Raw genomic sequence first — 25,094 nt, forward strand, 5'->3', positions numbered from 1 at the left:
AGCGGACCCTGACGGAAGGAAGCACCATGTCCCGCGTTCTCATCATCGGCGGCCACGGAAAGATCGCGCTGCGCCTCGCGCCCCTGCTCGTCGAGCGGGGTGACGAGGTCACCAGCGTCTTCCGCAACCCGGACCACCAGGAGGAGGTCGCGGCCACGGGGGCGACGCCGCTGGTCGCCGACGTCGAGCAGCTCGACACCGCGGGCCTCACGGACCTGCTGCGCGGCCAGGACGCCGTGGTCTGGTCGGCGGGTGCCGGCGGCGGCAACCCGGCGCGCACCTACGCCGTCGACCGCGACGCCGCGATCCGGTCGATGGACGCCGCGAAGGCGGCGGGCGTCGCACGCTACGTGATGGTGTCCTACCTCGGCGCGGGCCCCGACCACGGCGTGCCCGAGGACAACTCGTTCTTCGCCTACGCGGAGGCGAAGACCGCGGCCGACGAGCACCTGCGCGGCACGGGACTCGACTACACGATCCTCCAGCCCGGACCGCTCACGCTGGACGAGCCGACGGGTCTCATCGAGGTGGCCGACCCGGGTGTCGGGCGGGTCGCGCGCGCCGACGTGGCCGGGGTGATCGCCGCCGTCCTGCTCGATGACGGCACCTTGGGCCGCACCATCGCGTTCGGCAACGGCGGCACGCCGATCGCGGAGGCGATCGCGGGCTGAGGTGGGTTGACGTCGGCTGACCTGGGCTGACGTCGCCTGACGTCGCCTCGCAACTTCCCTTTGAGGCCCGGGTTTCTTGTCTTTGCGGCTCCGCAAAGACAAGAAACCCAGGCCTCAAAGGGGAGGGGCGGACGGCGGCATGCCGGCCAACCCTCGCCCTGCCGCCGCGCTCGTTACGATCGCCGGATGCCGCAGCTGATCGTCGCCGTCCTCGTCGCCCTCGTGCTCACGGCCTGCGGGGGCAGCCAGGCGGCCGGCCCGGAGGCCGGCTCCAGCAGCGCTCTGGCCTCGGACGACGCCGGCGCGGGCGCCGGTACCGACGCCGGAACCGGCGACGCCGCGGTGACCCTTCCGCCGACGACGGGCCGGTTCGACTACCAGCTCGGCACCGCGTACGAGCCGGACGGCGGCCTCGACGTCGTCGTGCGCGACGCCACCGCCGAACCCGCGGACGGCGCCTACGGGATCTGCTACGTCAACGGCTTCCAGACCCAGCCGGACCAGGCGGACCTCTGGCTCGGCGACAACGAGGACCTGCTGCTCCACGACGCGGCGGGGGAGCTCGTCGTGGACCCGGACTGGCCCGACGAGTACGTCCTGGACCCGTCGACCGACGACAAGCGCGGCCGCATCCTCGACCTGCTCGGCCCGGTGATCACGGGCTGCGCCGACGCGGGATTCGCCGGCGTCGAGATCGACAACCTCGACACCTGGACGCGATTCACCGAACCGGGCACCGGCCTGATCGAGAAGGACGCCGCCCTGGCCCTGGCCGGCGCGTACATCGACCTCGCGCACGAGGCAGGCCTCGCCATCGGACAGAAGAACGCCGCCGAGGCGACGACGGTGGGGCGCGACCTGGGGTTCGACTTCGCCGTCACCGAGGAGTGCGCCGCGTACGCCGAGTGCGGCGCCTACACCGGCGTCTACGGGCAGAACGTGCTGCAGATCGAGTACACCGACAACCTCCCGGACGGGTTCGACGCCGTCTGCGCCGACCCGGACCGCGCCCCGCTGGCGATCCTGCGCGACCGCGACCTGGTGGGCCCCGACGACGAGGCCTACGCGTACGAGCAGTGCTGAGCCCGGCGCTGGGCGTGCGGCGCAAAGTGGCTGTTGCCGGACACAACGGTCAGGCCTGAGACTGGGGTGCTACGTCGAGCACGTCTGACTGACCGGTACCGACCGCAGCGACGTAGGGGGCGCGATGGAGCAGTTCACGGCGGAACAGGTCGACGTCTTCCTGCTGGTCGTCCTCGGGATCTGCGTGTTCATCCTGAACGACATGGATGACCCCGGGGGCTTCGAGTTCACCGCCTTGCTGATCGGGTTCGTTGCCTTCGGCGTGCTGGCAGTCCCGTTCGTCGGCCAGCTCTTCGACGGCGGTGTCGAGGAGACGCCGCTCAACTGGATCAAGCTGTTCGTGATCATCGGGGTCGTCATCTGGTTCGTGATCAAGGTCGCGGACGGCGACACGTCGTCGAGCTCGTCCGGCAGCGGCGCCTCCTCGCCGTCGTCCTCGTCGGACTCCGGGCTGGTGACCAGGGACGGCGTCCGCGTCGAGGTCGGCAACGGCGTCTGGTCCCAGAACCACCGGCCGTGGTCGATCACGTCCGTCGAGTCGGGGTGGGTCCACCTGGACTACGACTGGGACGGTTCCGAGCAGGAGCCGACCATGATCGCCGTCGAGGACTTCGACCGGTACTACTACAAGCACCACCCGAGCGGTCCGATGAGCTGCGCGACGGCCGGCTGCCGTCATCGACCCTGGGGAGAGCGGTAGCCGGCGCCGTCCCGCTGCGCCGTCGGGCCCGGGCCGGTCCCGCCGGTGCTTATCCTCGACGCATGACATCCCCCCTCGTGCCGCCGCTGGATCCCCGTGACGCGGGGACGACCGGTCGCAGGGGCCTGCTCACCGAGCACATCGCGCGCCAGCTCGAGCAGCAGATCCGCACGGGGGAGTGGGCCGTGGGCTCCAAGCTGCCGTCCGAGCGCGAGCTCGCGGTGCAGTTCGGGGCGAGCAGGAACGTGATCCGCGAGGTGCTGCGCCGCCTGGAGGCCACTGACCTGATCGAGGTGGCGCCGGGCCGCGGGTCGTTCGTCACCGAGCAGTCGTCGGCGCACGCGCGGGGCTACGACGCCCTCTACCGCACCGAGCGCCCGACGGTCCGGCAGCTCATCGAGGCGCGGATCCCGCTCGAGGTCGAGATCGCCGGGCTGGCGACGGAGCGGGCCACGGACGAGCAGGTCGACGCCATCGTGCAGGCGCTGGACCGCGTGGAGTCGGCCGGCGACGTCGTCGACAAGGCGCGCGAGGACCTCCGGTTCCACGACACCATCGCCGCCGCCTGCGGCAACCCGGTGCTGCGCATCATGCTGTCGTCGATCGGCGGCATGATGTTCGAGATGATGCTGCGCTCCAACTCCGATCCGCGGATCGGGGAACCGGGCGTGCCGCACCACCCCGAGATCGTCGAGGCGATCCAGGCGCGCGACGTCGCGCTCGCCCGGGAGCGCATGCGCGAGCACCTCGCGCTCGGCCTGCGCACCTACGGCCCGGACCTCGACGTGGGCCTGGACCTGATGGCGTCCCGCCACATCGAGACCCTGCTGGAGCGGTAGGCCGAGGCCGGGCCCCGAACCCCACCAGCACCTTTGAACCCACCCTCGGCACCGTGCTACGGTCCAACTGGTCCTACCAGTTGGACCACTGACGCTCCTTCCCTCGTTGAGTGCTGGATATCTGCGCGATCTCAGCGCCTGGGGACGCAAATACCCAGCACTCAACGGGCTTGGGCACACATGGAGGTGTGACTTTTCGTCATGACGCATCTACTCAGGCCGCGGGTGGCGCGGGGGTTCGAGCTGAGCCGGCGGTCGTTCGGCGTGCTCGCCGCGGCGTCCGTGCTGGCCGCCTGCTCGGGCAGCCCGCGGACGGCGAGCCCGGACGCCCCGCTGCGGGTGCTCGCGATCAACCACGTCTGGACGCAGGCGATCAGCCGCTACCTCCCCGAGTTCGAGGAGCGGATCGGCCGCCGGGTGTCCCTGCGGATGCTCACCGCCGACCAGCTCACCTCCAGCTTCAACGTCAAGCTCAACGCGTCGGCCACCGACATCGACGTCATGACGATCCGGCCGCTGCAGGACCAGATGATGTTCGCGCGCAACGGCTGGATCGCCGACCTCACCGACCGGGTCGAGGGCGACACCGACTACCACTGGACCGACTTCCAGGACGCCCCGCGCGAGCGGTCGATCACGGCGGGCGCCGCGGTCAGCGTCCCCGTCGTCACCGAGCGTCCGGCGCTCTACTACCGCAAGGACCTGCTCGAGGAGTTCGGCGGGGCGCCGAAGACCCTCGACGACATGCTCGACATCGCCCTGGAGACCCAGCGGCGCGACGAGGGCTTCTTCGGGTTCGTCGGCCGTGGCCAGCGGGCCGGCGCCGTCACGCAGTGGTCGAGCTTCCTCTACTCGTTCGGCGGCGACTTCACGGTCGACGGCCGGTCGGGCATCGGCACGCCCGAGGCGGTCGCCGCCTACGAGTTCTACGGGCGCCTGCTGCACGACGCCGGACCGCCCGGGGCCACCAACATGAGCCTCGAACAGGCGATGCCGATCTTCGCGCAGGGCAAGGCCGCGATGTACGTCGACGCCGACGCGATCTACAGCAACTTCCTGGACACCTCGATCTCCACCGTCACCGACACCGTGGGCTTCGCACCCTTCCCCGCCGGTCAGGCGGGTTCCGTGCCGCACAACATCCCGTCGTGGAGCCTGGCGATCAACGAGTTCTCGCTGCTGCGGGACGACTCGTGGGAGTTCCTCCGGTGGGCCTCCAGCCCCGAGATGGTCGCCCGCCTGCAGTCCGAGGGCATCCCGGGCGCGCGCCAGTCCGTCTGGGACGACCCGGCGACGCTCGCATCCTTCCCCGCCGACCTCGCCGAGGCCATGCGGATCAACGCGGCCAACGGCGTCGGGCACGACCGCCCCGAGGTGATGCAGGTGGGCCGCGCCCGCGACATCGTCGGCCGCCCGCTGGTCTCCGGCATCGTCGGCGAGGACGTCGCGTCCGTGGCCGCCGACGCGGACGCCGAGTTCAACGACTTCCTCGTCCGCGACAACCGTCAGCAGGAGTTCTGATGACGACGACCACCGCCCCCACCTCAGTCGGCCCCAAGAACAGCACGCGCCGCACCCCGCCGTCGGGCAAGCCGTTCGTGACCTTCGAGCAGGCGAACCGCCGCCTCAAGTGGGCGCTGCTCGCGCCCGCGCTGGGCTTCGTCGGCCTGATGATCGCGTTCCCGCTCGTCTTCACGATCAACCTCAGCCTCACCGACGCGTTCGGCGCGGTGAACGCCGGCAGCTCCTACGTGGGCCTGCAGAACTTCGCCGACGCCCTGACGGACACGCGCCGGTTCTGGCCCGCCGTCGGCCGCACGGTCATGTTCACGCTCGGCGCCGTCGTGCTGGAGACCGTGCTCGGGCTGGCCCTGGCGATGCTCATGCGCAAGGCGTTCCGCGGCATGGAGATCGTGCGCACCATCCTGATGGTGCCGCTGCTGGCCACCCCGGTCGCGATCGGCATCCTGTGGATGCTCATCCTCGACCCGACCAACGGCATCGCCAACCACCTGCTCGGCTTCGTGGGCATCCCGCCGCAGGAGTTCCTGGGCTCGGTGTCGCAGTCGCTGCCCACCCTGATGCTCATCGACGTGTGGCAGTGGACCCCGATGATGACCGTGCTGCTGCTGGCAGGCCTGACCACGCTGCCCGAGGAGCCGGAGGAGGCCGCCCGGGTCGACGGCGCCAACGCCTGGCAGCGGTTCGTGCACATCATCCTGCCGATGCTCCGCACCACCATCCTGACGGCGCTGGTGCTCCGCGGCGTCGACGCCCTGAAGACGTTCGACCTGATCTACGCGACCAAAGGTCCCGGCGGCGGGTCGGACTTCGAGGCCGAGACGCTCAACGTCTACGCCTACGGGCTCACCTTCGACTACCAGGAGTACGGCCTCGCCTCCGCGGTGCTGGTCCTGTTCACGCTGTTCATCGTCGCGGTCGTGGTCGTGCTGCGGCGCCGCACCGAGAGGAGCGCCTCGTGAGCGCCACCACCACCTTCCGCGTCCTGCGCGGCGTGCTGATCACCGTCGTCTGCGCGGTGATCGCGCTGCCGATCATCTGGATGATCGCCGCCGCCTTCAAGACCAACGTGCAGGTCACCGACCCGACGGTCGGCCTGGTCTTCGCGCCCACCTGGGACAACTTCCGCAACGTCCTGGCCGACGGCGCCCTGGCGCACTCGCTGCTCAACTCGCTGGTCATCGGCGTCGTCTCGACGGCGCTCAGCGTGGTCATCGCCGTGCCGGCCGCCTGGGCGGTGGGCCGGTTCCGGATGCGCCGCACCGGCTCGACGGTCCTCGTGGCCCGCATCATCCCGGCCATCTCGCTGCTCGTGCCCTGGTACTACATGTTCGCGCAGCTCGGCCTGGTGGGCAGCCACCTGGTGCTGATCCTGAGCCACATGTTCGTGTCCGTGCCGCTGATCCTGTGGATCATGATCGGCTTCTTCGAGGGCCTGCCGGTCGAGCTGGAGGACGCCGCGCGGACCGACGGCCTGTCCGCCTTCGGCGCGTTCCTGCGGATCGCGCTCCCGCTCGCGGCGCCCGGCACGGCGTCCGCCGCGGTGCTGGCGTTCATCTTCAGCTGGAACAACTTCATCTTCGCGCTGATCCTCGCGGACGAGCGGACGATGACGATGCCCGTGCTGCTGTTCAACTTCATGTCCTACGCCAGCACGGACTGGGGCGGGCTCATGGCGGCCGCGACCCTCATGACCGTGCCCGTCCTGCTGGCCGCGATCTTCGGGCAGCGTTTCCTCGTGGCCGGGCTGACCGCCGGCGCCACGAAGGGCTGACACTGCCCGGGGCTGACGCCCGCACTCCTGCTTCCCCCACCACCGACAGAAGGTTTCCGCATGAAGATCGTCGACGCGAAGGTCGTCGTCACGTCGCCCGGCCGCAACTTCGTCACGCTCCAGATCACCACGGACGACGGGGTGACCGGCCTGGGCGACGCCACCCTGAACGGCCGCGAGCTGGCCGTCGTCAGCTACCTGCGCGACCACGTCGCGCCGCTGCTGATCGGCCGCGACCCGCACCGCATCGAGGACACGTGGCAGTACCTCTACCGGGGCGCCTACTGGCGCCGCGGCCCGGTGACCATGGCGGCGATCGCCGCCGTCGACGTCGCCCTGTGGGACATCAAGGCGAAGGTCGCCGGCCTGCCGCTGTACCAGCTTCTGGGCGGGGCCAGCCGCGACCGGATCCGCGCCTACGGGCATGCGAACGGCTCCAGCCTGCCCGAGATCTTCGACTCGGTGCGGGCGCTGCAGGAGCGCGGCTACCAGAGCATCCGCATCCAGAGCGGCGTGCCGGGCCTGAAGTCCGTCTACGGCGTCCACACGGCGACGTCGGACGACGGCTCCGCGCCCGACGTGCTCGCGCGGCCGGCCGTCGAGGACTGGGACACCGCCGCCTACCTGCGGTACATCCCGAAGGTCTTCGAGGCCGTGCGCAACGAGTTCGGCCCGGACCTGCCGCTGCTGCACGACGCGCACCACCGGCTGTCCCCGATCGAGGCCGCCCGCCTCGGCAAGGACCTGGAGCCGTACGACCTGTTCTGGCTGGAGGACTGCACGCCCGCCGAGGACCAGGAGGCGCTGCGCCTGGTGCGGCAGCACACGACCACGCCGCTGGCGATCGGCGAGGTGTTCAACACCGTCTTCGACTACCAGACGCTGATCGACGACCGGCTCATCGACTACGTGCGCTCCGCCGTCACGCACTTCGGCGGCGTCAGCCCCATGAAGAAGCTGTTCGACTACGCGGGCCAGCGCGGGATCAAGAGCGCGATCCACGGCCCCGAGGACATCTCGCCGGTTGGCATGGCCGCCGCGATCCACCTCGACCTGGCGATCCACAACTTCGGCATCCAGGAGTACTCGGGCCACACCGACCTGACGAACGAGGTCTTCCGGCACGCGTACACGTTCGAGGACGGCCACCTGCACCCGGGCGAGGCCCCCGGCATCGGCGTCGAGCTGGACGAGGAGCTCGCGGCCGCCCACCCGTACGAGCCCGGCTACCTGCCGGTCAACCGGCTCCAGGACGGGTCCGTCCACGACTGGTGACGCGGATCACCCCCGCGTCGTCCCATCCGTAAGCGCCACCGCGCCGAACCACCGGTGCAGACACGATCGGAGGCCGTTGTGGGGCAGACTGGTTCGGTGGCCTCACCACCTGTCCGGACCTCGTCACGGGACACCGTCGACGCACTGCTCACGGCGTGCGCCGGGGGCGACCCGGAGTCGTTCACGCCCGTGTACGACGCGCTGGGGCCGGTAGCCTACGGCGCGTCGCTCGGCGTCCTGCGCGACCCCGACCATGCGGCAGAGGTGACCCAGGAGGTGATGGTGGAGGTGTGGCAGACGGCTTCGCGGTTCGACGCCGCACGCGGCTCCGCCCGCACCTGGGTCGCCACGCTGGCGCGCCGGCGTGCGGTCGACCGCGTGCGGTCGGAGCAGGCGCACCGGGACCGCGACCAGCGGGACACGGACCTGCGCACCAACGAGTCCGAGCGGGACGTGGTGGTCGAGGACGTCGAACGGCGTCTCGAGGGGTCCGCCGTGCGCCGCTGCATCGAGGGGCTCACCCCGACGCAGCGCGAGGCGGTGGTGGTCGCGTACTACGGCGGCCTGACCTATCGCGAGGTCGCCGAGAAGCTCGACAAGGCCCTGCCGACCGTCAAGAGCAGGATCCGCGACGGCCTCAACCGGCTCCGGGACTGCCTGGAGGTGGGACGTGGCTGACGAGACGACCGGTACCGGTGCCGACGGCGTGGCCGGCGACGTCCGGGACCTGATCCCCGGGTACGCCCTGGACGCGCTGGACGATGCCGACCGCGAGGCGGTCGAGCGGCTGCTCGCGTCGGATGCCGACGCCCGTCGCGCGCTCGACGAGTACCGCGACGTCGTCGCCGCGTTCGTGGTCGAGGCCGAACCGCCCGCCGCGCTGCGGGCCGGGGTGCTCGCGCAGGTGGCAGGCACGCCGCAGGTCCCGGGCCCGACGGCGGAGGCACCTTCTGCTCCGGCCGCCTTGCCCGCCGCCGCTCCCGCCGGGCCGCCGGCCGCGACCCCGTCGTCGGGCAGCGGCGGCGACGTCGTGGACCTCGCCGCCCGCCGCCGTCGGCGCTGGGGCACGGCGGTGGCCGCGGTCGCCGCGGCGGTCGCCATCGCCGTCCCGACCACGATCGCCGTCCAGGTGACCGCCGAGCGCGACCGCCTGCGCGAGCAGGCACAGGTGGTCTCGGAGATGCTGGCCGACCCGGACAGCTCGGTGCTGCGGGCCTCCGTCGAGGGTGGCGGCGAGGCGTCCGTGCTGGTCTCCGGCGACGACATGTTCTTCCACGCCGAGGGGCTCCCGGCTCCCGAGCAGGGCAAGGCTTACCAGCTCTGGGTGGTGGAGGGTGACGGCAGCGTCTCCTCGGCGGGCCTGCTCGCCCTGCGGGGCGACCAGGCGACCGCGCTCGTCCAGGGTGAGCACGGCGTGGGCATGGCGGTGTCGGTCGAGCCGGCGTCGGGTTCCGAGGAGCCCACGACGGCACCGATCGTCGTGCTGGGGGCCTGACCCGGCCCGTCCCGAGCGAACCGGTCCGCACCCGCGGACACGAGAGAAGCCCCGTCCGGCCGGACGAGGCTTCTCTCGGTCATCGCTGGAGGATCACATCGGGGGCATCAGCACCCCGTCGATGAGGTAGACGGTCGCGTTCTGGGTCATGACGCCACCGCAGATCACGTTCGCGTCGTTCACCTTGAGGTCGTCACCGCTGCCGGTGACCTCGAGGGTGTCGCCCTCGACGGTCTTCTGCTCGCCGACCACCTGGTCGGGCGTGAGCTGGCCGGGCACCACGTGGTACGTGAGGATCGCGGTCAGCAGGTCGCTGTCCGTGGACAGCGTGTCCATCGTCTCGGCGTCGATCGACTTGAAGGCGTCGTCCACCGGGGCGAAGACGGTGAACTCGTCACCGTTGAGGGTGTCGACGAGGTCCACGTCGGGGTTGACCTTGCCGCTCACGGCCGAGACAAGGGTCGTCAGCAGCGGGTTGTTGGAGGCCGCCACGGCCACCGGGTCGGTGGACATGCCGGTCACGGAGCCGGGGCCGTCCGGCACCTCCTCGGCGTACGCGGCACAGCCGGGGCCCACGAGGTTCGCGGCGGGGTCGACCGCGGCGTCGTCCTCGGCGGGGGTCTCCTCGGTCATCGAGTCGGTGGCCTCCTCGGACGCCGAGGTGTCCTCCGATCCGGTGTCCCCGCCCGACGAGTCCATGCTGCAGGCCGAGAGGCCGAGCATGGCCAGCGTGGCGATACCGGCGACGGCGTAGGACGTGCGGGTTCGAGCGTTCATCGGTCTCTCCTCGGTGTGGCGTCACCCCGCGTCTCACGGGGCGTCTTGACCGGGGTTCGGAGCCGTCGGCTCCCCGGATGGGGGTCGGTGCACATCAGTTTTCCGCGGCGTCCGGCGTCCGGTCCGTACCCATCCGGAACGGGCCGCGCGCCGAACCCGGCACATGGGAACCCTCATCGTCATCGGCCTTCTCGGGGGCCTGATCACCGGAATCTCGCCGTGCATCCTCCCGATGCTGCCGGCCGTCTTCTTCGCGGGCGGCGTGCAGGGTGCGCGGAACCGGACAGGCGGTGGGGCGCGCCAGGGGAAGGCTCCGGACGCCGAGGGTGGCGGGGGCGGCGTCGCCACCGCGACGCCGGACACCGCCGTCCGCGCCCGGCCGTCCCTGCGCCCCTACATCGTGATCGCGGGCCTGGTCCTGAGCTTCAGCTTCTTCACGCTGCTCGGCTCCCTGCTGCTGTCCGTGCTCGGGCTGCCGCAGGACCTGCTGCGCTGGGCGGGGATCACGCTGCTGGTCCTCCTGGGCATCGGCATGATCGTGCCCCGGTTCGAGATGATCCTGGAGCGGCCGTTCCAGCGCATCGCCGCCTTCGGGGCCAAGCGGGGCGCGGCCCGGCAGGACCGGGGCGCCTTCATCCTCGGTCTCGGCCTCGGCGTGCTCTACGTGCCGTGCGCCGGACCGGTGCTCGCGGCGATCACGGTCGCCGGCGCCACGGGCAACATCGGGGTCGAGACGGTGGCGCTGACCGTGTCGTTCGCCGTCGGCGCCGCGCTCCCGCTGCTCCTGTTCGCCCTGGCCGGACGCCGGATCGCCGAGCGGGTGCAGGCCTTCCAGCGGCACACCAAGGCCATCCGTACCGGCGGCGGCATCGTCGTCATCCTGCTGGCGATAGCGCTGGCCTTCAACGTGCCCGCGGCGATCCAGCGGCTGCTGCCGGACTACACGGGCGCGCTCCAGCAGCGTATCGACTCCTCCGAGACGGTGCGTGAGGCGCTCGACCTCGGCGGACTGGTGACCGACGAGAACCGCGAGCTGTCCAACTGCTCGAACGGCGCACCCGTCCTGGAGGACTGCGGCACGGCGCCGGAGATCCGCGGCATCGACAAGTGGCTGAACACGCCGGACGGCAAGGCGCTCCAGCTCGACGCGATGCGCGGCCAGGTGGTGCTCATCGACTTCTGGACCTACTCGTGCATCAACTGCCAGCGGTCCATCCCGCACATCAGCGCCTGGTACGACAAGTACGCCGACGTCGGCAAGGGCTTCGAGGTGATCGGTGTGCACACGCCGGAGTTCGCCTTCGAGCGCGAGACGCGCAACGTGATCGCGGGCGCCAAGGACCTCGGCGTGACCTACCCGATCGCCCAGGACAACTCGTACGCGACCTGGACGGCGTACCGGAACCGGTACTGGCCCGCCCAGTACCTCATCGACGCCGACGGCACCGTGCGGCACATCCGCCTGGGCGAGGGCGGGTACCAGCGCACCGAGAACCTGATCCGCGAGCTGCTCGCCGACGCCAACCCCGGCGTCGAGCTGCCCGGCGCGACCACGGTGCGGGACGCGACCCCGCTCGACCAGATCACGCCCGAGACGTACTTCTCCATCAAGCGCGTCATCAACTACTCGGGCGAGCCGCGGTACGCGGCGGGCCGCAAGGAGTTCACGCTCGCGGACGACCAGAAGCAGGACACGTTCTCGCTCGGCGGCACGTGGGACGTCGACTTCCAGGGCGCGGAGGCGGTGTCCGACGACGCCCGCGTGCGCCTCGCGTACCGGTCGACCGACGTCTTCGTGGTGCTCGGCGGCGAGGGGACCGTCGAGGCGACGGTCACGGCCGACGGCAAGGAGCAGACGCGCGACATCGAGGTCTCCGGCAACCCGCGGCTCTACCCGGTCCTGGAGGGGGACGAGCCGACCGAGGGCCTCGTCGACCTTAAGGTGCCGGCCGGCGTGCAGGTCTTCACGATGACGTTCGGCTGACGGCTGCGCCGGCGTGACCGCACCGGACCGGGAGGGCGCAGGGGGCTCGCCCGGTCCGGTGCTGTCACGACGGGTGGACCAGGCGCACCGTCTGGAGCACGTGCACGCACAGCTCGCCGGTCTCGTCGGTCACCCGGACCTCGACGAGCACCTGGCGGCTGCTCGCCCGGACGGGCACGGCCGTGGCGGTGGCCTGGCCCTGCACGGGGCGCAGGAAGTGGGTGGTCGAGTCGACCGTCGCGGGCAGGGCGCCGGGCCCACCGTTCGCGGCGGCGCAGACGGCGGCGGTGCCGTCCGCCAGCCCCATGAGAGCCCCGCCGTGCAGGCCGCCGCCGACCGTCGACAGCGGCTGCGAGTACGGCAGCCGCGCGACGACGGCCTCCGGCGTGATCCGGTCGAGCTCGACGCCGAGCGTCCTGACGAACGGTGCAGCCGCGTAGACCTCGTCCGCGGTCAGTGTCATGGGGTGGTTCCTCTCGGCGCACGGTTGTAGAGATCTCTCTCTAGAGACCGGACTCTAACGACGTGCTGCAGTACCGTCAACGCATGGCCCGGCCCACCCACGACACCTCGACGATCCTCGACGCCGCGGGCCGGATCCTCGGCGAGGGCGGGCCGGCGAAGGTCACCATGGCGGCGGTCATCCGCGAGGCGGGCGTGCCCAGCGGGTCGCTCTACTACCGGTTCCCCGACCGCCCGGCCCTGCTCGCGGCCCTGTGGAACGGCGCGATCGAGAGCTACCACCGGGACGCGTACCCGCTGTTCGAGGGGGACCCGGTCGACGCCGCTGCCGCGCTCGCCGCGTACACCGTGCGGTGGTGCCAGGCCGAGCCCGCCCACGCGCACGCGCTCCTCGCGGGCCGCGCGCGGTTCGAGGCCGAGGCCTGGCCCGAGGCGGCCCGCGACACGGAGGCGACGGAGAGCGCGCGCTGGAACGACGCGATCCGCGGCCTGACCCGACGGGTCCGCGCCGAGACCTCGGTCTCGACCACCGAGCTGCTCCTGGTCGTCGTCGACCTCCCCTACGCCGCGGTGCGGCGGTACCTGAGCGCCGGCCGGCCGATCCCGGCGGACCTCGCGGACGTGGTCGCGGGGATCGTCCGGACGTCGCTGCGCTGAGCGCCGCTCAGTCGTTCGACGGCGCTTCGAGCTCGAACTCCGCCAGGTCGGTCGCGACCCCGTTGACCTGGAGCGTCACCGCGTGCGGGCCCGGGTAGTAGCGGCGCGTGGTGATCGGCCGGAACGAGTGCTCGCGGCTGAGCTCGACCTGCTCGCCCGGGGCGAGCGTGCGGGTCGTCAGCTTGAAGGTCTTGGTCGTCCGCGCCCCGTTGGCCTTCTGGTGATGAACCACGTAGTCGATGGCCAGCCGCGCCTCCTCGGCCCCGACGTTGCGCACCGCGGCGGTGAACCGGACCGCGCCGCCGAAAGGCACGCGGGCGGCGTCGAGCAGCGGACCGTCGATCTCCAGCGTCGCGGGGCCGAACCCCAGCAGAGCGAGGGCGCCCGGGTCCCCGCGCTTGACCAGCGTGCGGAGCGCGTGCCGCACGAGGGCCGGCGTCGTGGGCGCAGGGTCCGCGAGCCAGCGGCCCGCCGTCGCGACCACGAGCTCCGGGTGGTCGCGGCTGAGGTCGTTGAGATGGTTGGCCACCGAACGGCGCACGTACTCGCTCTCGTCCCGGTACAGGGCGTCGAGCACCGGCACCGTGACCCCCGGACGGGCGAGGATCTCCGGGACCCGGACCGACCAGGGCAGGTACGGGCGGGTGCCCTCGCTGGCCAGGCGGCGCACGTCGACGTCGTCCGACCCGGCCCAGGCCGTGGCCGTGGCGAGGGCGCGGTCCAGGTCGTGCCGTAGCAGGGTGCGGACGGCGAACTCCGCGGTGAGCCGGCCGGTGAGGTCGGCCAGGAGCGTCATCGCGTCGTCGAAGGCCACGTCCGTGCCCTCCTCCACGGCCCGGGCCGCGACGGCGCTCGTGACCGGCCAGATCAGCCAGCCCCCGAACGGCTCCGCGCCGTCGCGCGCGGTGCGCACCACCGCCGCGAGGTCCGCGTACGTGCCCGGCAGGTCGGTGAGCAGCGCGTCCCGCAGGAGGTCCGCCCGCTCGCGCAGCGCTAGGTCGGCGAGCCGGCCCGCGGTCGCCGGCAGCGCCCGCAGCGTGGCGTCCGGGGCGGCCGCCCGGACCGCACGGGTCAGGGCCGCGGCGGTGGTGTCGCTGATGAGCTCGTCGGCGAACGGCATGGGGCTCCTTGCTCGGGATGTGTCAGACGCTCAGGTCACCATGGTGGCCTGAGCGTCTGACACTGCCGGGGCGGCGAGAGTCAGTCGACGGTCGCGTCGACCGTGACCTCGATGTTGCCCCGCGTCGCGTTCGAGTACGGGCAGACCGCGTGCGCGGCCTGGACCAGGCCGTCGGCGGTGGCCTGGTCCACACCGGAGAGCTCGACGTGCAGCGCGGCGCTCAGGTTGAACGCGCCGCCGTCGGCGGGGTGGATGCTCACCTCGGCGACCACGGCGGAGTCGCTGACCGTGATCTTCTGCGCCGCGGCGACGGCCTTGAGCGCGCTGTGGAAGCACGAGGCCCAGCCCGCGGCGAACAGCTGCTCGGGGTTGGTGGCGCCGCCCGGACCGCCCATGTCGGCGGGGATCGCCAGCTTGAGGTCCAGCACGCCGTCGTCGCTCACCGCGCGGCCTCCCGCGCGGCCGTCGCCGGTGGACGTCGCGACGGCGGTGTAGATGCTGTCAGCCATGGGATGCGCTCCTTCTCGAGGCCGGGAACCGAACGCCCGGGCCATGTAGACGAACTAGTACGTCTACATTAGCACCCGATCAGGCCGGCTCGAACGAGCGACGACGAGAGCCCGCCGCCACGGTGAGGTGGCGACGGGCTCTGGTGCGGCCTGAGCGGACGTGGGGCGGGCGCGGCTACACCCGGGAACCGGCGGCCTGACCCGCGTCGATGACTGCGAAGAACGCACGCTCCAGGGCGCCGCCGACGTGGGCGGGGTCATCGAGGTACCCCGACAGCATGGCGCCGTCGCGCAGCATCATCAGCTCCTCGGCCGCCTGCTCGGCGTCGGTCACGCCCAGCTCTGCGGCCATCGCGGCGAAGGTCTGCCGGTACCAGGTGCGGTGCCCGGCGACCACCTTGCGGACCTCGCTGCCGGGCTCGGCGTACTCCGCCGCGGCGTTGATGAACGAGCAGCCCCGGAAGCCGGGCTTGCACGCCTCGGTGCCGACGGTCGCGGCGAACCGGCGGAGCGCCTCGGCGTCGCCGGCGGACGCGCGCAGCCCGTCGAGCGCGCCGCGCTCCCTGGCCGCCTGCCGCTCCAGGTAGGCCACCACCAGGGTGTCCTTGGTCCGGAAGTGCCGGTAGAAGGTGACCTTGGTGATCCCGGCGCGCTCGATGATCTTGTCCGCGCTGACCGCCCGGATCCCGTGGGCGTAGAACAGCTCGGTGGCCGCGTCGAGGATGCGGTCCCGGGTGGATGGGGCCGACGTCGTGCTCATGTGCGCACCTGCCTCCGTACTCGTTCCGACAATCTGAGAAGAAGAGTCTACCCGGAGGTGTACTGACGGGTTCGTCTACCTCGGTCGGCCCACACCCCGGGGTTTCCACTTCGCCGTCCGGTGGGGGAGAATGACATCCGTGGTTATCCGGAACGCCCGATTCGTCCCGCACCACCGACCTGTGTCCGTCGCGGCTCTGCTCGCGGTCGGCGCCCTCGTCCTGGCCGGTTGTACCGTGCCGACGGCCGAGGGCGATGACGGCAAGACGGGGGAGAAGTTCCAGGTCAGGGACCCCTCCGGGCCGGCCCTGGTGCTCGACTCGACCGACCCCGCCGAGCTGGCCCTCACGGCGAGCCAGGCCTTCTTCCACGCCTCCCCGATCGCGGTCATCGCCTCGGCGGACGACGTCGACGCGCGCGCGACCGCCGCGGCCACCGGCGCCGCAGTCACCGCGCCGGTGCTGCTGACCGACGGCGGCGTCTCGGACACCAACGTCGTGGCCGAGCTCGAGCGGCTCGGGGCGGGCACGGTCGTCGTCGTCGGCGACGAGCAGGCAGTCGCGGACGTGGGCCCCGCTGCGGGCGACGCCGAGGTGGTCCGCTTCGACCCGGGCGCGCTGAGCGCGGCGGCCGAGGCCGCCGCCTCCGCGGGCAAGGGCGACGCGGGCAAGGGTGAGCCCGGGAAGGACGGCGCGGGCACGAAGGGCGACGACAAGGTCGAGCTGCCGACCGCCGACCGCCTCCACGCGGCCGACCTGGCCGGGCTGCGCGCGGACATCCCCGACGTCAGCGACCCGGAGCTGCTGCAGGAGGTCCTCGTCGCCGTCGACCCGAGGCCGGGGCAGGAGGCCGCCATCGGCACGGCCCTGGCGGCCGGCGCCGTGCCGGTCGAGGTGCCCGGCGGCGACATCGCGGCCGACGCGGGCACCGTCGAGACGATCCGTGCCCTCAAGCCGCTCGGCGTGGTCGGGATCGGCGCCGAGTTCGGCGCCGCGGACGACCTGGGCTGGCAGGTCGCGGTGGCGACGTCGGGCGCGACGCTGCCGGACGGCTCGCTGCAGCTCTTCCCGGGCCGCTATGTCTCGACGTCGTACACGGTGCCCGCGGGCATCGCCGACCCGGCGGCGGACGCCGTCCGCGCCGTGAACGCGGCCACCACGAACGGCGAGCTGCTGGGCGGCTCGCCCCTGGTGACCGTCACGGCGAGCGTGCGGTCGAGCGCGCCCGGCGAGGACGGCGACTACGTGGACGAGCAGCCGCTGGAGCTGCTCACGCCCGCCGTCGAGGCGATCCGCGACGCCGGGCAGATCGTGCTGCTCGACGTCGCGCCCGGCGTCCAGCCGCTCGCCGCGCAGCTCGACGACCTCGAACCGCTGCTGAAGCAGCCGGGCGTCGGCCTGTCCGTGCACCCCGAGTTCCGGGTCGCGGGCAACGGCGCGGAGTCGGGGTCGGTCCCCGCGGCGGAGCTCCAGGAGGTCGTGGACCGGCTCGCCCGGATCGCCACCGCGCAGGGCCTTCCGCAGATCATGCTGGAGGTGCACCAGTCCACGGCGGCGTCCGTCGTGGGCCGGTCGGACCTGCGGATCCCGTCGCAGGTCGCGGTGGTCTTCACCGCCGCAGGCCCGGCCGCGGGCCAGGCGACGGCCGGCGGTGTCTGGGCCGACGTCGCGAACGACCTGCCCGCCCACGCGGTGCTCGGCTGGTCCGCGCCGAGCGAGGTGCCCGCCGACGCGACCAGCATCCTGCCCACCGAACCGCTCCTGGGCCTGGTCTCCGCCGGCTGAACCTGCCAAACTGCGGGCATCCATCGGAGCGAAGGGGCCCTAACAATCGTGACCACCGTGAGCAGCGGCGCGGCCGTCGTCGCCGACGCCATCATCCCCGTACCTGTCGAGCTCGTCGCCGGCGAGGGGGTGCTGGACCTCAGGTCGGTCACCGTGCACGCACCCGACGCCGTGACCGAACGCCTCGCGGGTGAGCTGCTCACGAGCGCGGGCGCCGCGGTCGTGGCGGACGGCGCCGTCGGGGCGGACGGCGGTCCCGGGGCGGCCGTCACGCTGACCGTCGACCCCGCCGCAGGCCCCGCGGGCTCACGGAACCCCGAGCGCTACACGCTCGCCGTGACCGCCGAGGGTGTCTCCGTCGCGGCTCCCGAGCGCTCCGGCCTGCTGCACGGCGTCCGGACCCTGCGCCAGCTCGCCAACGCCGGCCGGTTCGGCGCCGACGGCGACGGCTCTGCGACGGACGCGCCGCTCGAGGTGCGCGCCGTCGTCGTGCGCGACGAGCCGCGGTACGGCTGGCGCGGGCTGTCGTTCGACGTGGTGCGGCACTGGTTCGGACCCGCGGACCTGCGGGCGGTCGTGGACCTCGTGGGCTCGTACAAGATGAACCGGCTGCACCTGCACCTGTCCGACGACCAGGGCTGGCGGCTGGAGATCCCGTCCCGGCCCGCGTTGACGGAGAAGTCGTCGCAGGGTGCGGTGTCGGGCGCGACCGGCGGGTTCCTCACCGCCGACGAGTACCGCGAGCTGCAGGAGTACGCGGCCGAGCGGGAGATCGTGATCGTCCCGGAGATCGACGTGCCGGGGCACGTCAACGCGGCGACCCACGCCTACGGCGAGCTCACGCCGTCGGGCGAGGCCACCGACGCCTACGACGGGATCGAGGTGGGCTTCTCGAAGCTGCACTTCGACCTGCCGACCACCGAGCCGTTCCTGCGGGACGTGTTCACCGACGTCGCGCGCATGACGCTGGGGCCGTGGGTGCACTTCGGCGGCGACGAGGTGCTGGTGATGCAGCCCGAGGAGTTCGGCCGGTTCGTGGTGCTCTGCCAGCAGATCATCGCGGGCGCGGGCAAGATCCCCGTCGCGTGGCAGGAGGCGGCCGGCTCCGCGCACGGCGACCAGGCGGCGGTGGCGGCGCTGGCGGGTTCGGACGCCGGTTCCGAGGAGGGGTCCGCGGACGGCGTCGACGCCGTGGCGGACCACGGCGAGGCGCCCGCCCTGGTCGAACCCGGCACCGTGCTCCAGTACTGGGACACCCGGCCCGACCCGGCACCGTTCCTGCGCGCAGCGCAGGCCGGCGCGAAGTTCGTGATGTCCCCGGCCGACCGGGCCTACCTCGACATGAAGTACACGCCGGAGCACCCGCTCGGCCAGCAGTGGGCCGCGTTCGTCGAGCTGCACGACTCCTACGACTGGGACCCGGCGACCCTCGTCGAGGGCCTGCCCGAGTCGGCGATCGAGGGCGTCTCGGCCGCCGTCTGGACCGAGACCCTGCTCAACCGCGACCACCTGTTCTCGATGCTGCTGCCCCGGCTCGCGGCGGTGGCCGAGGCCGCGTGGTCGCAGCCCGGCGTCAAGGACTGGGAGTCGTTCCGGGGCCGGATCGCGGTCGAGGCGGGCGCCTGGCGCCGAGACGGCGCCAGCTACCACCCGACCCCCCAGATCGACTGGTAACCCCCGATCCCACCTCGTTGAGTGCTGGCTATTTGTCGGTCCGAGCCCGGATTCCCAACAAATAGCCAGCACTCAACGAGGTGGGGAGGGGCGGGCTGCCAGGGCTGCCGCGTACAGGTCTCGCTTCGTGACGCCCGTGGCGTCCGCGACCTCGGCGACCGCCGTCTTGAGCCGCTCGCCCGCGGCGACCCGCTCCAGCACCTCGCCCACGACGTCGTCCACGCTCGCCTGCACCGCCGGGGCCCCGCCGACCACCACGCAGATCTCGCCGCGGAGCTGCTCGGCGGCGGCGCGCTCCGCGAGGTCCGCGAGCGGGCCGCGCAGCACCTCCTCGTACGTCTTGGTCAGCTCGCGCGCGACGGCGGCCGGGCGGGTGTCGCCGAACGCCGCGGCCATGGCGCCGAGCGTCTCGGCGATCCGGTGCGGCGCCTCGAAGAACACCATGGTGCGCGGCTCGGCGGTCAGCGCGGCGAGCGTCCGGGCGCGGTCGCCGGCCTTGCGCGGCAGGAAGCCCTCGAACGTGAACCGGTCGGTCGGCAGGCCGGAGAGCGCCAGCGCGGTCAGCACCGCGCTCGGCCCGGGCGCGGCCGTGACGCGCAGGTCGCGCTCGATCGCCCGCTCCACGACGCGGTACCCCGGGTCGGAGACGGACGGCATGCCGGCGTCGGTCACGACCACCACGGTGCCGCCGTCGGCGACGACGTCGAGGAGCTCGTCCGCGCGGGCCGTCTCGTTGTGCTCGTGGTAGCTGGTCACCTTGCCGCGCACCTCGACGCCGAGCCGTCCGGCGAGGGCGTGCAGGCGGCGCGTGTCCTCGGCGGCCACCACGTCGGCGGCGGCCAGCAGGCGGACCAGGCGCGGCGAGGCGTCCTCCGCGTTGCCGATCGGGGTGGCTGCCAGGACGAGAGTGCCGGCCTCGGGCGCGGGCCCGGGAACCGGGGACGAGTCGGTCATGAAGCACACTGTCCCACGCTCTATGCTGGCCCGGTGTCTCAGCAGCCTGAAGCCACCGGAGCGCATCACGCCGCAGTGCAGCAGGCTCTGCCTGGAACCTACGGGGCGCACGTGCGCCGCGAGGCGGTCGGCGGCGGGATGACGCCGACGGGATCGTTCCCCGCCGTCGCCCCGGCCGAGCCGCCGGTGCGCGACCGCCTCCTGCGCGACCTGCTGGGCGAGCGCCGCCTCGCGCTCGGCCGCCGTGCCTCGGACCGGTTCTGGGGCATCTTCGGCGCGCTGATCGTGACGGCGATCGCTGCCGGCGCGCGGCTGTACGCGCTGGGCCGTCCGGGCAAGCTGGTCTTCGACGAGACGTACTACGTCAAGGAGGGCTGGTCGCTGGCCAGCCTCGGCTTCGAGGCCGCGTGGCCCGACAAGCCCAACCCGGCGTTCGAGGCCGGCGACGTCAGCTCGTACAAGACCGACGAGGCCGAGTACGTGGTCCACCCGCCCGTCGGCAAGTGGATGATCGCCATCGGGATGCGCCTCATGGGCGGCGCGACCGACCCGATGGCCTGGCGCATCGCCAGCGCCGTGATCGGCGTGGTGGCCGTCTTCCTCATGGTGCGGATCGCCCGCCGCATGTTCTCGTCCACCCTGCTCGGCCTGGTCGCGGGCCTGCTGCTCGCGGTCGACGGCGAGGCGATCGTGCACTCGCGCACCGGCCTGCTGGACCAGTTCCTCATGTTCTGGGTGCTCGTCGGCTTCGGCTGTCTGGTGATGGACCGCGAGTGGGCCAGACGCCGGCTCGCCGACCGGGTGGCGCAGATCGTCGAGGCGGGCGGGGCGATCGGCCGGTACGGGCCACGGCTGGGCTTCCGGTGGTGGCGGCTCGCGGCGGCCGTGTCGCTGGGTCTCGCCTGCGGCGTGAAGTGGTCGGGCCTGTACTTCGTCGCGGCGTTCGGCATCCTCACCGTGGTCTGGGACCTCACGGCCCGCCGCACGGCCGGCATCGGGCGCTGGTGGGAGGACGCCCTGGTGGTCGACGCCCTTCCGGCCGCCCTGGTCATGCTGCCCACCGTGGTCGCGGTGTACATCGCGTCGTGGTCGGCCTGGTTCGCGCACCCGAAGTCGTACCTGCGCGACTGGGCGGTGGTGAACGGCGTGACGCCGCCGGGCTGGTGGCCGGACTGGGGCTGGGCGCAGGGCGCCTGGGAGGCCGGCCGGTCGCTGTGGGAGTACCACCACATGATGTGGGACTTCCACACCAACCTGGACTCGGACCACAACTACGCGTCGCACCCGCTGGGCTGGATCGTGCAGTGGCGGCCGACGTCGTTCTTCTGGGAGAAGTTCGCCCCGGGCCAGGGCCCGTGCCCGGCGGACTCCGTGGGCGACTGCGCCACCGCCGTCACGTCGCTCGGCAACCCGCTGCTGTGGTGGCTGGGCGCGCTCGCGATCCCCGTGGTCCTGGTGCTCGTGATCAAGTTCCGGGACTGGCGCGGCACCGCGGCCCTCGTGGGCATCGCGGCCGGCTGGCTGCCGTGGTTCCTGTACTCGTGGCCGCTCGCGGACCGCACCATCTTCACGTTCTACTCGATCGTGTTCACGCCGTTCGTGATCCTGACGCTCGTGTACGTGCTGGCCGTCGGGCTGGAACGGACGCCGCGCCGGAGCGCGGACCGGCGGATCGTGTGCTGGCTGGCCGCGGTGCTCGTGGTGCTGATCGTGGGCGTGAGCGTGCTCTACTACCCGATCTGGACGGCGATGGCGGTGCCGTACGAGTACTGGCAGCGGCTCATGCTGCTCCCGAGCTGGATCTAGCCCGGGCGGCAGAGGGCCGGGGCTAGAGGGCCGAGGAGTCGCGGAGATCCACGCCCGCGGCCGTCAGCTCCTTCTCGGCGGCCACGCCCTGCTCCGGCGAGACCGGGATCGTCAGGTCGGTCAGCACCCGGGCGTGCAGGCCCGCACGGCGAGCGTCGAGCGCGGTGTGCTTCACGCAGTGCGACTGCACGAGGCCCACGACGTCGACGGCGGTGACCCCCGCCTCCGACAGCACGGTGGCGAGGCTGCGGCCGTGCTCGTCCGCGCCGTCGAAGCCGGAGTACCCGTGCGAGTACTGGCCCTTGAGCAGCCTGGCGTCCGGGACGAGGTCGGCCAGCGCGGGATGGAGCTCGGCGTTCGGCGAGCCGGCGACGCCGTGCGGCGGCCACGAGTCGACGAAGTCCGGGGTGTCGCTGAAGTGCTCGCCCGGGTCGATGTGCCAGTCCTGGGTGGTCACCACGGTCTTGTACCGGTCCCGGTGGGCGGCGGCGTAGGCGGCGACACGGTGCGCGATCTCGTTCGCGCCCTCCGTGGCGAGCTCACCCCCCTCGCAGAACGTGGGCTGCACGTCGACGACGATGAGGGCCCGCAGCTCGGGCGAGGACTCGGCAAGGCTCATGCATCTCACTCTTCCACTCCGCCGGTTGCCGAGGTAGCCCGCGGCGATCGGTCGTTCGTCACATGACCGGCACCCCGGAATGGCGATCAGCTGACGTACCACCGACCACGCTGCCTCGTGCGGTGCTTGGATGGGGGAGTGGATACTGACGCCGGGGTGCGCCGGCACCTGCTGACCTGGGTTCTGCCTGCGTTCGTGCTGGTCGCGGGGGTGAGTGGGTGCAGCGGGTCGGCCGAGCCCGGGGTCGTGTCGCCGAGCCCGTCCGCCTCGCCGAGCCCGTCCGCGTCGTCGGGCACGACGGCGCCGTCGGACGCCGAGGGGACGGATCCCTGGGACGGCGAGGTGACCGCCGAGGCCGAGGTGATGGCGCAGGAGCTCCCCGTCCCGTGGGGCATCGCCCCGCTGCCCGGCGGGCGGTTCCTCGTGACGATGCGGGACGACGCGGCGCTCGCCGTGGTGCACCCCAGCGGCGACGTCGAACCGCTCGACGCGTCCGGCGGCGCCCAGGAGCTGGCCGACCAGACGATGCCGGCCGGTGAGGGCGGCCTGCTTGGCGTCGCCGTCGACCCGGAGGACACCGGGCCGACCTTCACGGTCTTCCTGTACCGCACCGGCGCGGAGGACAACGCGGTGCTGCGCGCCGAGCTCGACCTCGACGGGATGACGCTGGGCGACGTCACCACGATCCTCGACGGCATCCCGAGCGCGTCCAACCACAACGGCGGCCGGATCGCGCTGGGCCCGGACGGGTACCTGTACGTCGCGACGGGCGACGCCGGCAACCCCGCGAACGCGCAGGACCCGGAGTCGCTGGGCGGCAAGATCCTGCGCGTCACGACCGACGGCGAACCCGCGCCCGGCAACCCGGACCCCGGCTCGCCCGTGTGGTCCCTGGGGCACCGCAACGTGCAGGGCCTGGGCTGGGACGCGAGCGGCCGGATGTTCGCGAGCGAGTTCGGGCAGGACGAGCTGGACGAGCTGAACGTGATCGAGGCGGGCGGCAACTACGGCTGGCCCGACGTCGAGGGTCCGGGGGAGCGGGCCGGGTTCGTCGACCCGGTCGCCTGGTGGCCGACGTCGGAGGCCTCGCCGTCGGGCATCGCCGTCACCGACGAGGCCGTGTACCTGGCGGCGCTGCGCGGGGAGCGGCTCTGGCGCGTGCCGCTGCTCGGCACCGCGCAGGACGTCGCCGACGGCACGAGCCCGGGCTTCGGGGAGCCGCAGGAGCTGCTGGCGGGGGAGTACGGGCGGCTGCGCGCGGTCCAGGCCGGGGACGACGGCGAGCTGTTCGTGCTGACCGGCAACACGGACGGCCGGGGCGAGCCGGCGACGGAGGACGGCCGGCTCGTCGACGACCGGCTGCTGCGGGTCACGCTGACTCCGGCGGGGTAGCCGCCGGCGCTGCCCACCGGCCTGTCCATCGGCGCTGTCCACTGGCAGACGTCTAGGGCTGTGGATATCCTGGCTGCCCGGAAGAGGCCTCGTCGTAGGCTCGAACCACTGCCGATCGAGAGGGGTGAACAGGATGTCCGCAGAACCTGGCGCGTACCGGACGGTGCCGCGCGGCTACGTCTACGCCGACCACATCCCGTACGTCACCCCGGAGTCCCTGGAGGAGCTGCGAGGGCCGAGCACGGGGATCGTCACCGTGGGGCCGCACATCGACACGAGCCTGGACCCGACGTACGACCTCGGCCGGAGAGCGCGGAAGCTCGAGCTGTACAGCGCGACCGTCCGCGACGGTTTCGTGCCGGACCACCGAGCCGTCCTGAACCGGTCCGAGCTGCTGCGCCTCTGGCCGTCCCTGAATCTCCCCGGCCGGTGCCGTGCGGTCTGGGAGTCGAGGTTCCCGGAGCTGGCGGCCCGTTCGAAGGTCGCTGGAGCCGCCTGATGCTCCCCTTTCACGAGCGCCTCGCCACGATCGGCCTGGAGGCGTTGGAGAGTTATGGCTTCGCGCTGGCGGGCGGCTACGCGATCTCCGCGAACGGCATCGGCGACCGGCCGTCCAACGACGTGGACCTGTTCACGAACGTTTTCGAGCCCGACGTCTTCGTGGTCTCGGTGGCAAAGCTCCGGGCGGCGTTCCTGGCCGCCGGCCTGGACGTGCGCGACAACCTGATCGGGCGGACGTTCGCCGACGTCAACGTCACCGATCCGGTCACGGGCGAGTCGAGCGACGTCCAGCTCGGCGCGAACTACCGCGCGTTCCAGCCTTCGCAGCTGGCCGTCGGGCCCGTGCTCGACGTCCGCGACGCCGTCGCCGGGAAGATGAGCGCCCTGTGGTCCCGGGGCGAGACGCGTGACTTCATCGACATCGACGCGGTGGTGGGTTCCGGGCGCTTCGCTCGTGACGAGGTCCTGGCGATCGGCGACGAGCAGGAGTCGCTGCCGTTCGACCGGGCGATGCTGGCAGATCGGTTCCGTTCGGTCCGGGGCAAGAGCCCGGAGTCGTTCGAGGCGTACGAGGTGGGCGAGGACTGGCGGAAGGAGATCGTCGAGCACTTCCTCGACTGGGCCGACGAGATCGACCCCGCCGTCGTCCGCTGAGCGCGCCGTCGTGGCGTCCCCTCGGCGCCGCCGCAGCGCCCCGGGCGCGGCGATCGGGCGCAGCAATCGGGCTGGACCGCACAC

25 protein-coding genes are annotated in these 25,094 nt (G+C 72.4%); 18 read left to right on the forward strand and 7 right to left on the reverse strand.

Features of this window, described 5'->3' with window-relative positions; translation table 11 throughout:
* Positions 1 to 26 precede the first annotated feature (26 nt).
* The 10 genes from ACFV9Q_RS23115 (at position 27) to ACFV9Q_RS23160 (ending at position 9,358) form a co-directional block, all read left to right on the forward strand.
* Positions 27 to 671 carry an SDR family oxidoreductase gene (locus tag ACFV9Q_RS23115; protein ID WP_377236353.1) on the forward strand — a complete coding sequence of 215 codons (645 nt, stop codon included), beginning with the start codon at positions 27 to 29 and terminating at the stop codon, positions 669 to 671.
* A gap of 186 nt (positions 672 to 857) precedes the next feature.
* Positions 858 to 1,754, forward strand: a complete 897-nt coding sequence (locus ACFV9Q_RS23120) for an endo alpha-1,4 polygalactosaminidase (RefSeq protein ID WP_377236354.1) — start codon at positions 858 to 860, stop codon at positions 1,752 to 1,754.
* A gap of 124 nt (positions 1,755 to 1,878) precedes the next feature.
* Positions 1,879 to 2,454, forward strand: a complete 576-nt coding sequence (locus ACFV9Q_RS23125; protein ID WP_377236355.1) for a hypothetical protein — start codon at positions 1,879 to 1,881, stop codon at positions 2,452 to 2,454.
* A gap of 62 nt (positions 2,455 to 2,516) precedes the next feature.
* The gene (locus ACFV9Q_RS23130) at positions 2,517 to 3,293 is read left to right on the forward strand and encodes a FadR/GntR family transcriptional regulator (RefSeq protein ID WP_377236356.1); all 777 of its coding nucleotides are present in this window, start codon (positions 2,517 to 2,519) and stop codon (positions 3,291 to 3,293) included.
* A 201-nt stretch (positions 3,294 to 3,494) separates the two neighbouring features.
* Positions 3,495 to 4,814 carry an extracellular solute-binding protein gene (locus ACFV9Q_RS23135; protein ID WP_377236357.1) on the forward strand — a complete coding sequence of 440 codons (1,320 nt, stop codon included), beginning with the start codon at positions 3,495 to 3,497 and terminating at the stop codon, positions 4,812 to 4,814.
* Positions 4,814 to 5,776 (forward strand): carbohydrate ABC transporter permease, encoded by a 963-nt coding sequence (locus tag ACFV9Q_RS23140; protein ID WP_377236358.1) that lies wholly within the window; start codon positions 4,814 to 4,816, stop codon positions 5,774 to 5,776. The genes ACFV9Q_RS23135 and ACFV9Q_RS23140 overlap by 1 nt, the downstream gene beginning before the upstream one ends.
* Entirely contained in the window at positions 5,773 to 6,588 is an 816-nt protein-coding gene (locus tag ACFV9Q_RS23145) for a carbohydrate ABC transporter permease (RefSeq protein ID WP_377236359.1), read from the forward strand. Before ACFV9Q_RS23140 ends, ACFV9Q_RS23145 begins: the two co-directional genes overlap by 4 nt.
* A 60-nt stretch (positions 6,589 to 6,648) precedes the next feature.
* On the forward strand, positions 6,649 to 7,863 hold the full coding sequence (gene manD / locus ACFV9Q_RS23150; protein ID WP_377230713.1) for a D-mannonate dehydratase ManD: 1,215 nt from the start codon (positions 6,649 to 6,651) through the stop codon (positions 7,861 to 7,863).
* Between the two features lie 96 nt (positions 7,864 to 7,959).
* Positions 7,960 to 8,541, forward strand: coding sequence for an ECF RNA polymerase sigma factor SigK (gene sigK, locus ACFV9Q_RS23155; protein ID WP_377236360.1), 582 nt, complete (start codon positions 7,960 to 7,962; stop codon positions 8,539 to 8,541).
* Positions 8,534 to 9,358, forward strand: coding sequence for an anti-sigma factor domain-containing protein (locus ACFV9Q_RS23160; RefSeq protein ID WP_377236361.1), 825 nt, complete (start codon positions 8,534 to 8,536; stop codon positions 9,356 to 9,358). Before sigK ends, ACFV9Q_RS23160 begins: the two co-directional genes overlap by 8 nt.
* Positions 9,359 to 9,451: 93 nt before the next feature.
* Here ACFV9Q_RS23160 and ACFV9Q_RS23165 read toward each other — a convergent pair whose 3' ends face one another.
* Complete coding sequence (locus tag ACFV9Q_RS23165) at positions 9,452 to 10,135, reverse strand: fasciclin domain-containing protein (protein WP_377236362.1); 684 nt, start codon at positions 10,133 to 10,135, stop codon at positions 9,452 to 9,454.
* 163 nt (positions 10,136 to 10,298) lie between these two features.
* On the opposite strand from ACFV9Q_RS23165, the gene ACFV9Q_RS23170 reads away from it, so the two are divergent.
* Complete coding sequence (locus tag ACFV9Q_RS23170) at positions 10,299 to 12,119, forward strand: cytochrome c biogenesis protein CcdA (protein WP_377236363.1); 1,821 nt, start codon at positions 10,299 to 10,301, stop codon at positions 12,117 to 12,119.
* A 64-nt stretch (positions 12,120 to 12,183) separates the two neighbouring features.
* Here ACFV9Q_RS23170 and ACFV9Q_RS23175 read toward each other — a convergent pair whose 3' ends face one another.
* Positions 12,184 to 12,582, reverse strand: coding sequence for a PaaI family thioesterase (locus tag ACFV9Q_RS23175; RefSeq protein ID WP_377230718.1), 399 nt, complete (start codon positions 12,580 to 12,582; stop codon positions 12,184 to 12,186).
* A gap of 83 nt (positions 12,583 to 12,665) precedes the next feature.
* Here ACFV9Q_RS23175 and ACFV9Q_RS23180 point away from each other — a divergent pair, with 83 nt between their 5' ends.
* Positions 12,666 to 13,238, forward strand: coding sequence for a TetR/AcrR family transcriptional regulator (locus ACFV9Q_RS23180; protein ID WP_377236364.1), 573 nt, complete (start codon positions 12,666 to 12,668; stop codon positions 13,236 to 13,238).
* Positions 13,239 to 13,245: 7 nt separating this feature from the next.
* On the opposite strand, the gene ACFV9Q_RS23185 is transcribed toward ACFV9Q_RS23180, so the two are convergent.
* The 3 genes from ACFV9Q_RS23185 to ACFV9Q_RS23195 form a co-directional block, all read right to left on the reverse strand.
* Complete coding sequence (locus tag ACFV9Q_RS23185; RefSeq protein WP_377236365.1) at positions 13,246 to 14,358, reverse strand: DNA alkylation repair protein; 1,113 nt, start codon at positions 14,356 to 14,358, stop codon at positions 13,246 to 13,248.
* An 80-nt stretch (positions 14,359 to 14,438) separates the two neighbouring features.
* Positions 14,439 to 14,867: an organic hydroperoxide resistance protein gene (locus tag ACFV9Q_RS23190; RefSeq protein WP_377227847.1), complete on the reverse strand. Its 429-nt coding sequence runs from the start codon at positions 14,865 to 14,867 to the stop codon at positions 14,439 to 14,441.
* A gap of 175 nt (positions 14,868 to 15,042) precedes the next feature.
* On the reverse strand, positions 15,043 to 15,627 hold the full coding sequence (locus ACFV9Q_RS23195; RefSeq protein WP_377227846.1) for a TetR/AcrR family transcriptional regulator: 585 nt from the start codon (positions 15,625 to 15,627) through the stop codon (positions 15,043 to 15,045).
* 181 nt (positions 15,628 to 15,808) lie between these two features.
* On the opposite strand from ACFV9Q_RS23195, the gene ACFV9Q_RS23200 reads away from it, so the two are divergent.
* Together ACFV9Q_RS23200 and ACFV9Q_RS23205 are read left to right on the forward strand one after the other, a co-directional pair.
* On the forward strand, positions 15,809 to 17,410 hold the full coding sequence (locus ACFV9Q_RS23200; protein WP_377236366.1) for a hypothetical protein: 1,602 nt from the start codon (positions 15,809 to 15,811) through the stop codon (positions 17,408 to 17,410).
* Between the two features lie 48 nt (positions 17,411 to 17,458).
* Positions 17,459 to 19,084: a family 20 glycosylhydrolase gene (locus ACFV9Q_RS23205; RefSeq protein WP_377236367.1), complete on the forward strand. Its 1,626-nt coding sequence runs from the start codon at positions 17,459 to 17,461 to the stop codon at positions 19,082 to 19,084.
* 72 nt (positions 19,085 to 19,156) lie between these two features.
* Here ACFV9Q_RS23205 and rsmI read toward each other — a convergent pair whose 3' ends face one another.
* A complete protein-coding gene (gene rsmI / locus ACFV9Q_RS23210) occupies positions 19,157 to 20,038 on the reverse strand; it encodes a 16S rRNA (cytidine(1402)-2'-O)-methyltransferase (RefSeq protein ID WP_377236368.1) in 882 nt (293 codons plus the stop codon).
* Positions 20,039 to 20,071: 33 nt separating this feature from the next.
* Between rsmI and ACFV9Q_RS23215 the strand changes: the two genes are divergently transcribed.
* On the forward strand, positions 20,072 to 21,844 hold the full coding sequence (locus ACFV9Q_RS23215) for a dolichyl-phosphate-mannose--protein mannosyltransferase (RefSeq protein ID WP_377236369.1): 1,773 nt from the start codon (positions 20,072 to 20,074) through the stop codon (positions 21,842 to 21,844).
* A gap of 22 nt (positions 21,845 to 21,866) precedes the next feature.
* Here the strand turns inward: ACFV9Q_RS23215 and ACFV9Q_RS23220 are convergent, their stop codons facing one another.
* Complete coding sequence (locus ACFV9Q_RS23220) at positions 21,867 to 22,463, reverse strand: isochorismatase family protein (protein ID WP_377236370.1); 597 nt, start codon at positions 22,461 to 22,463, stop codon at positions 21,867 to 21,869.
* 138 nt (positions 22,464 to 22,601) lie between these two features.
* Between ACFV9Q_RS23220 and ACFV9Q_RS23225 the strand changes: the two genes are divergently transcribed.
* From ACFV9Q_RS23225 to ACFV9Q_RS23235, 3 genes are all read left to right on the forward strand, one after another.
* A complete protein-coding gene (locus tag ACFV9Q_RS23225; RefSeq protein ID WP_377236371.1) occupies positions 22,602 to 23,855 on the forward strand; it encodes a PQQ-dependent sugar dehydrogenase in 1,254 nt (417 codons plus the stop codon).
* 133 nt (positions 23,856 to 23,988) lie between these two features.
* Positions 23,989 to 24,354 (forward strand): hypothetical protein, encoded by a 366-nt coding sequence (locus ACFV9Q_RS23230; RefSeq protein ID WP_377236372.1) that lies wholly within the window; start codon positions 23,989 to 23,991, stop codon positions 24,352 to 24,354.
* Positions 24,354 to 25,010, forward strand: a complete 657-nt coding sequence (locus ACFV9Q_RS23235; protein ID WP_377236373.1) for a nucleotidyl transferase AbiEii/AbiGii toxin family protein — start codon at positions 24,354 to 24,356, stop codon at positions 25,008 to 25,010. The genes ACFV9Q_RS23230 and ACFV9Q_RS23235 overlap by 1 nt, the downstream gene beginning before the upstream one ends.
* The last annotated feature ends 84 nt before the right edge of the window (positions 25,011 to 25,094 follow it).

The organism is Promicromonospora sp. NPDC059942 (genome assembly GCF_042731755.1).
Lineage (GTDB): Bacteria > Actinomycetota > Actinomycetes > Actinomycetales > Cellulomonadaceae > Promicromonospora.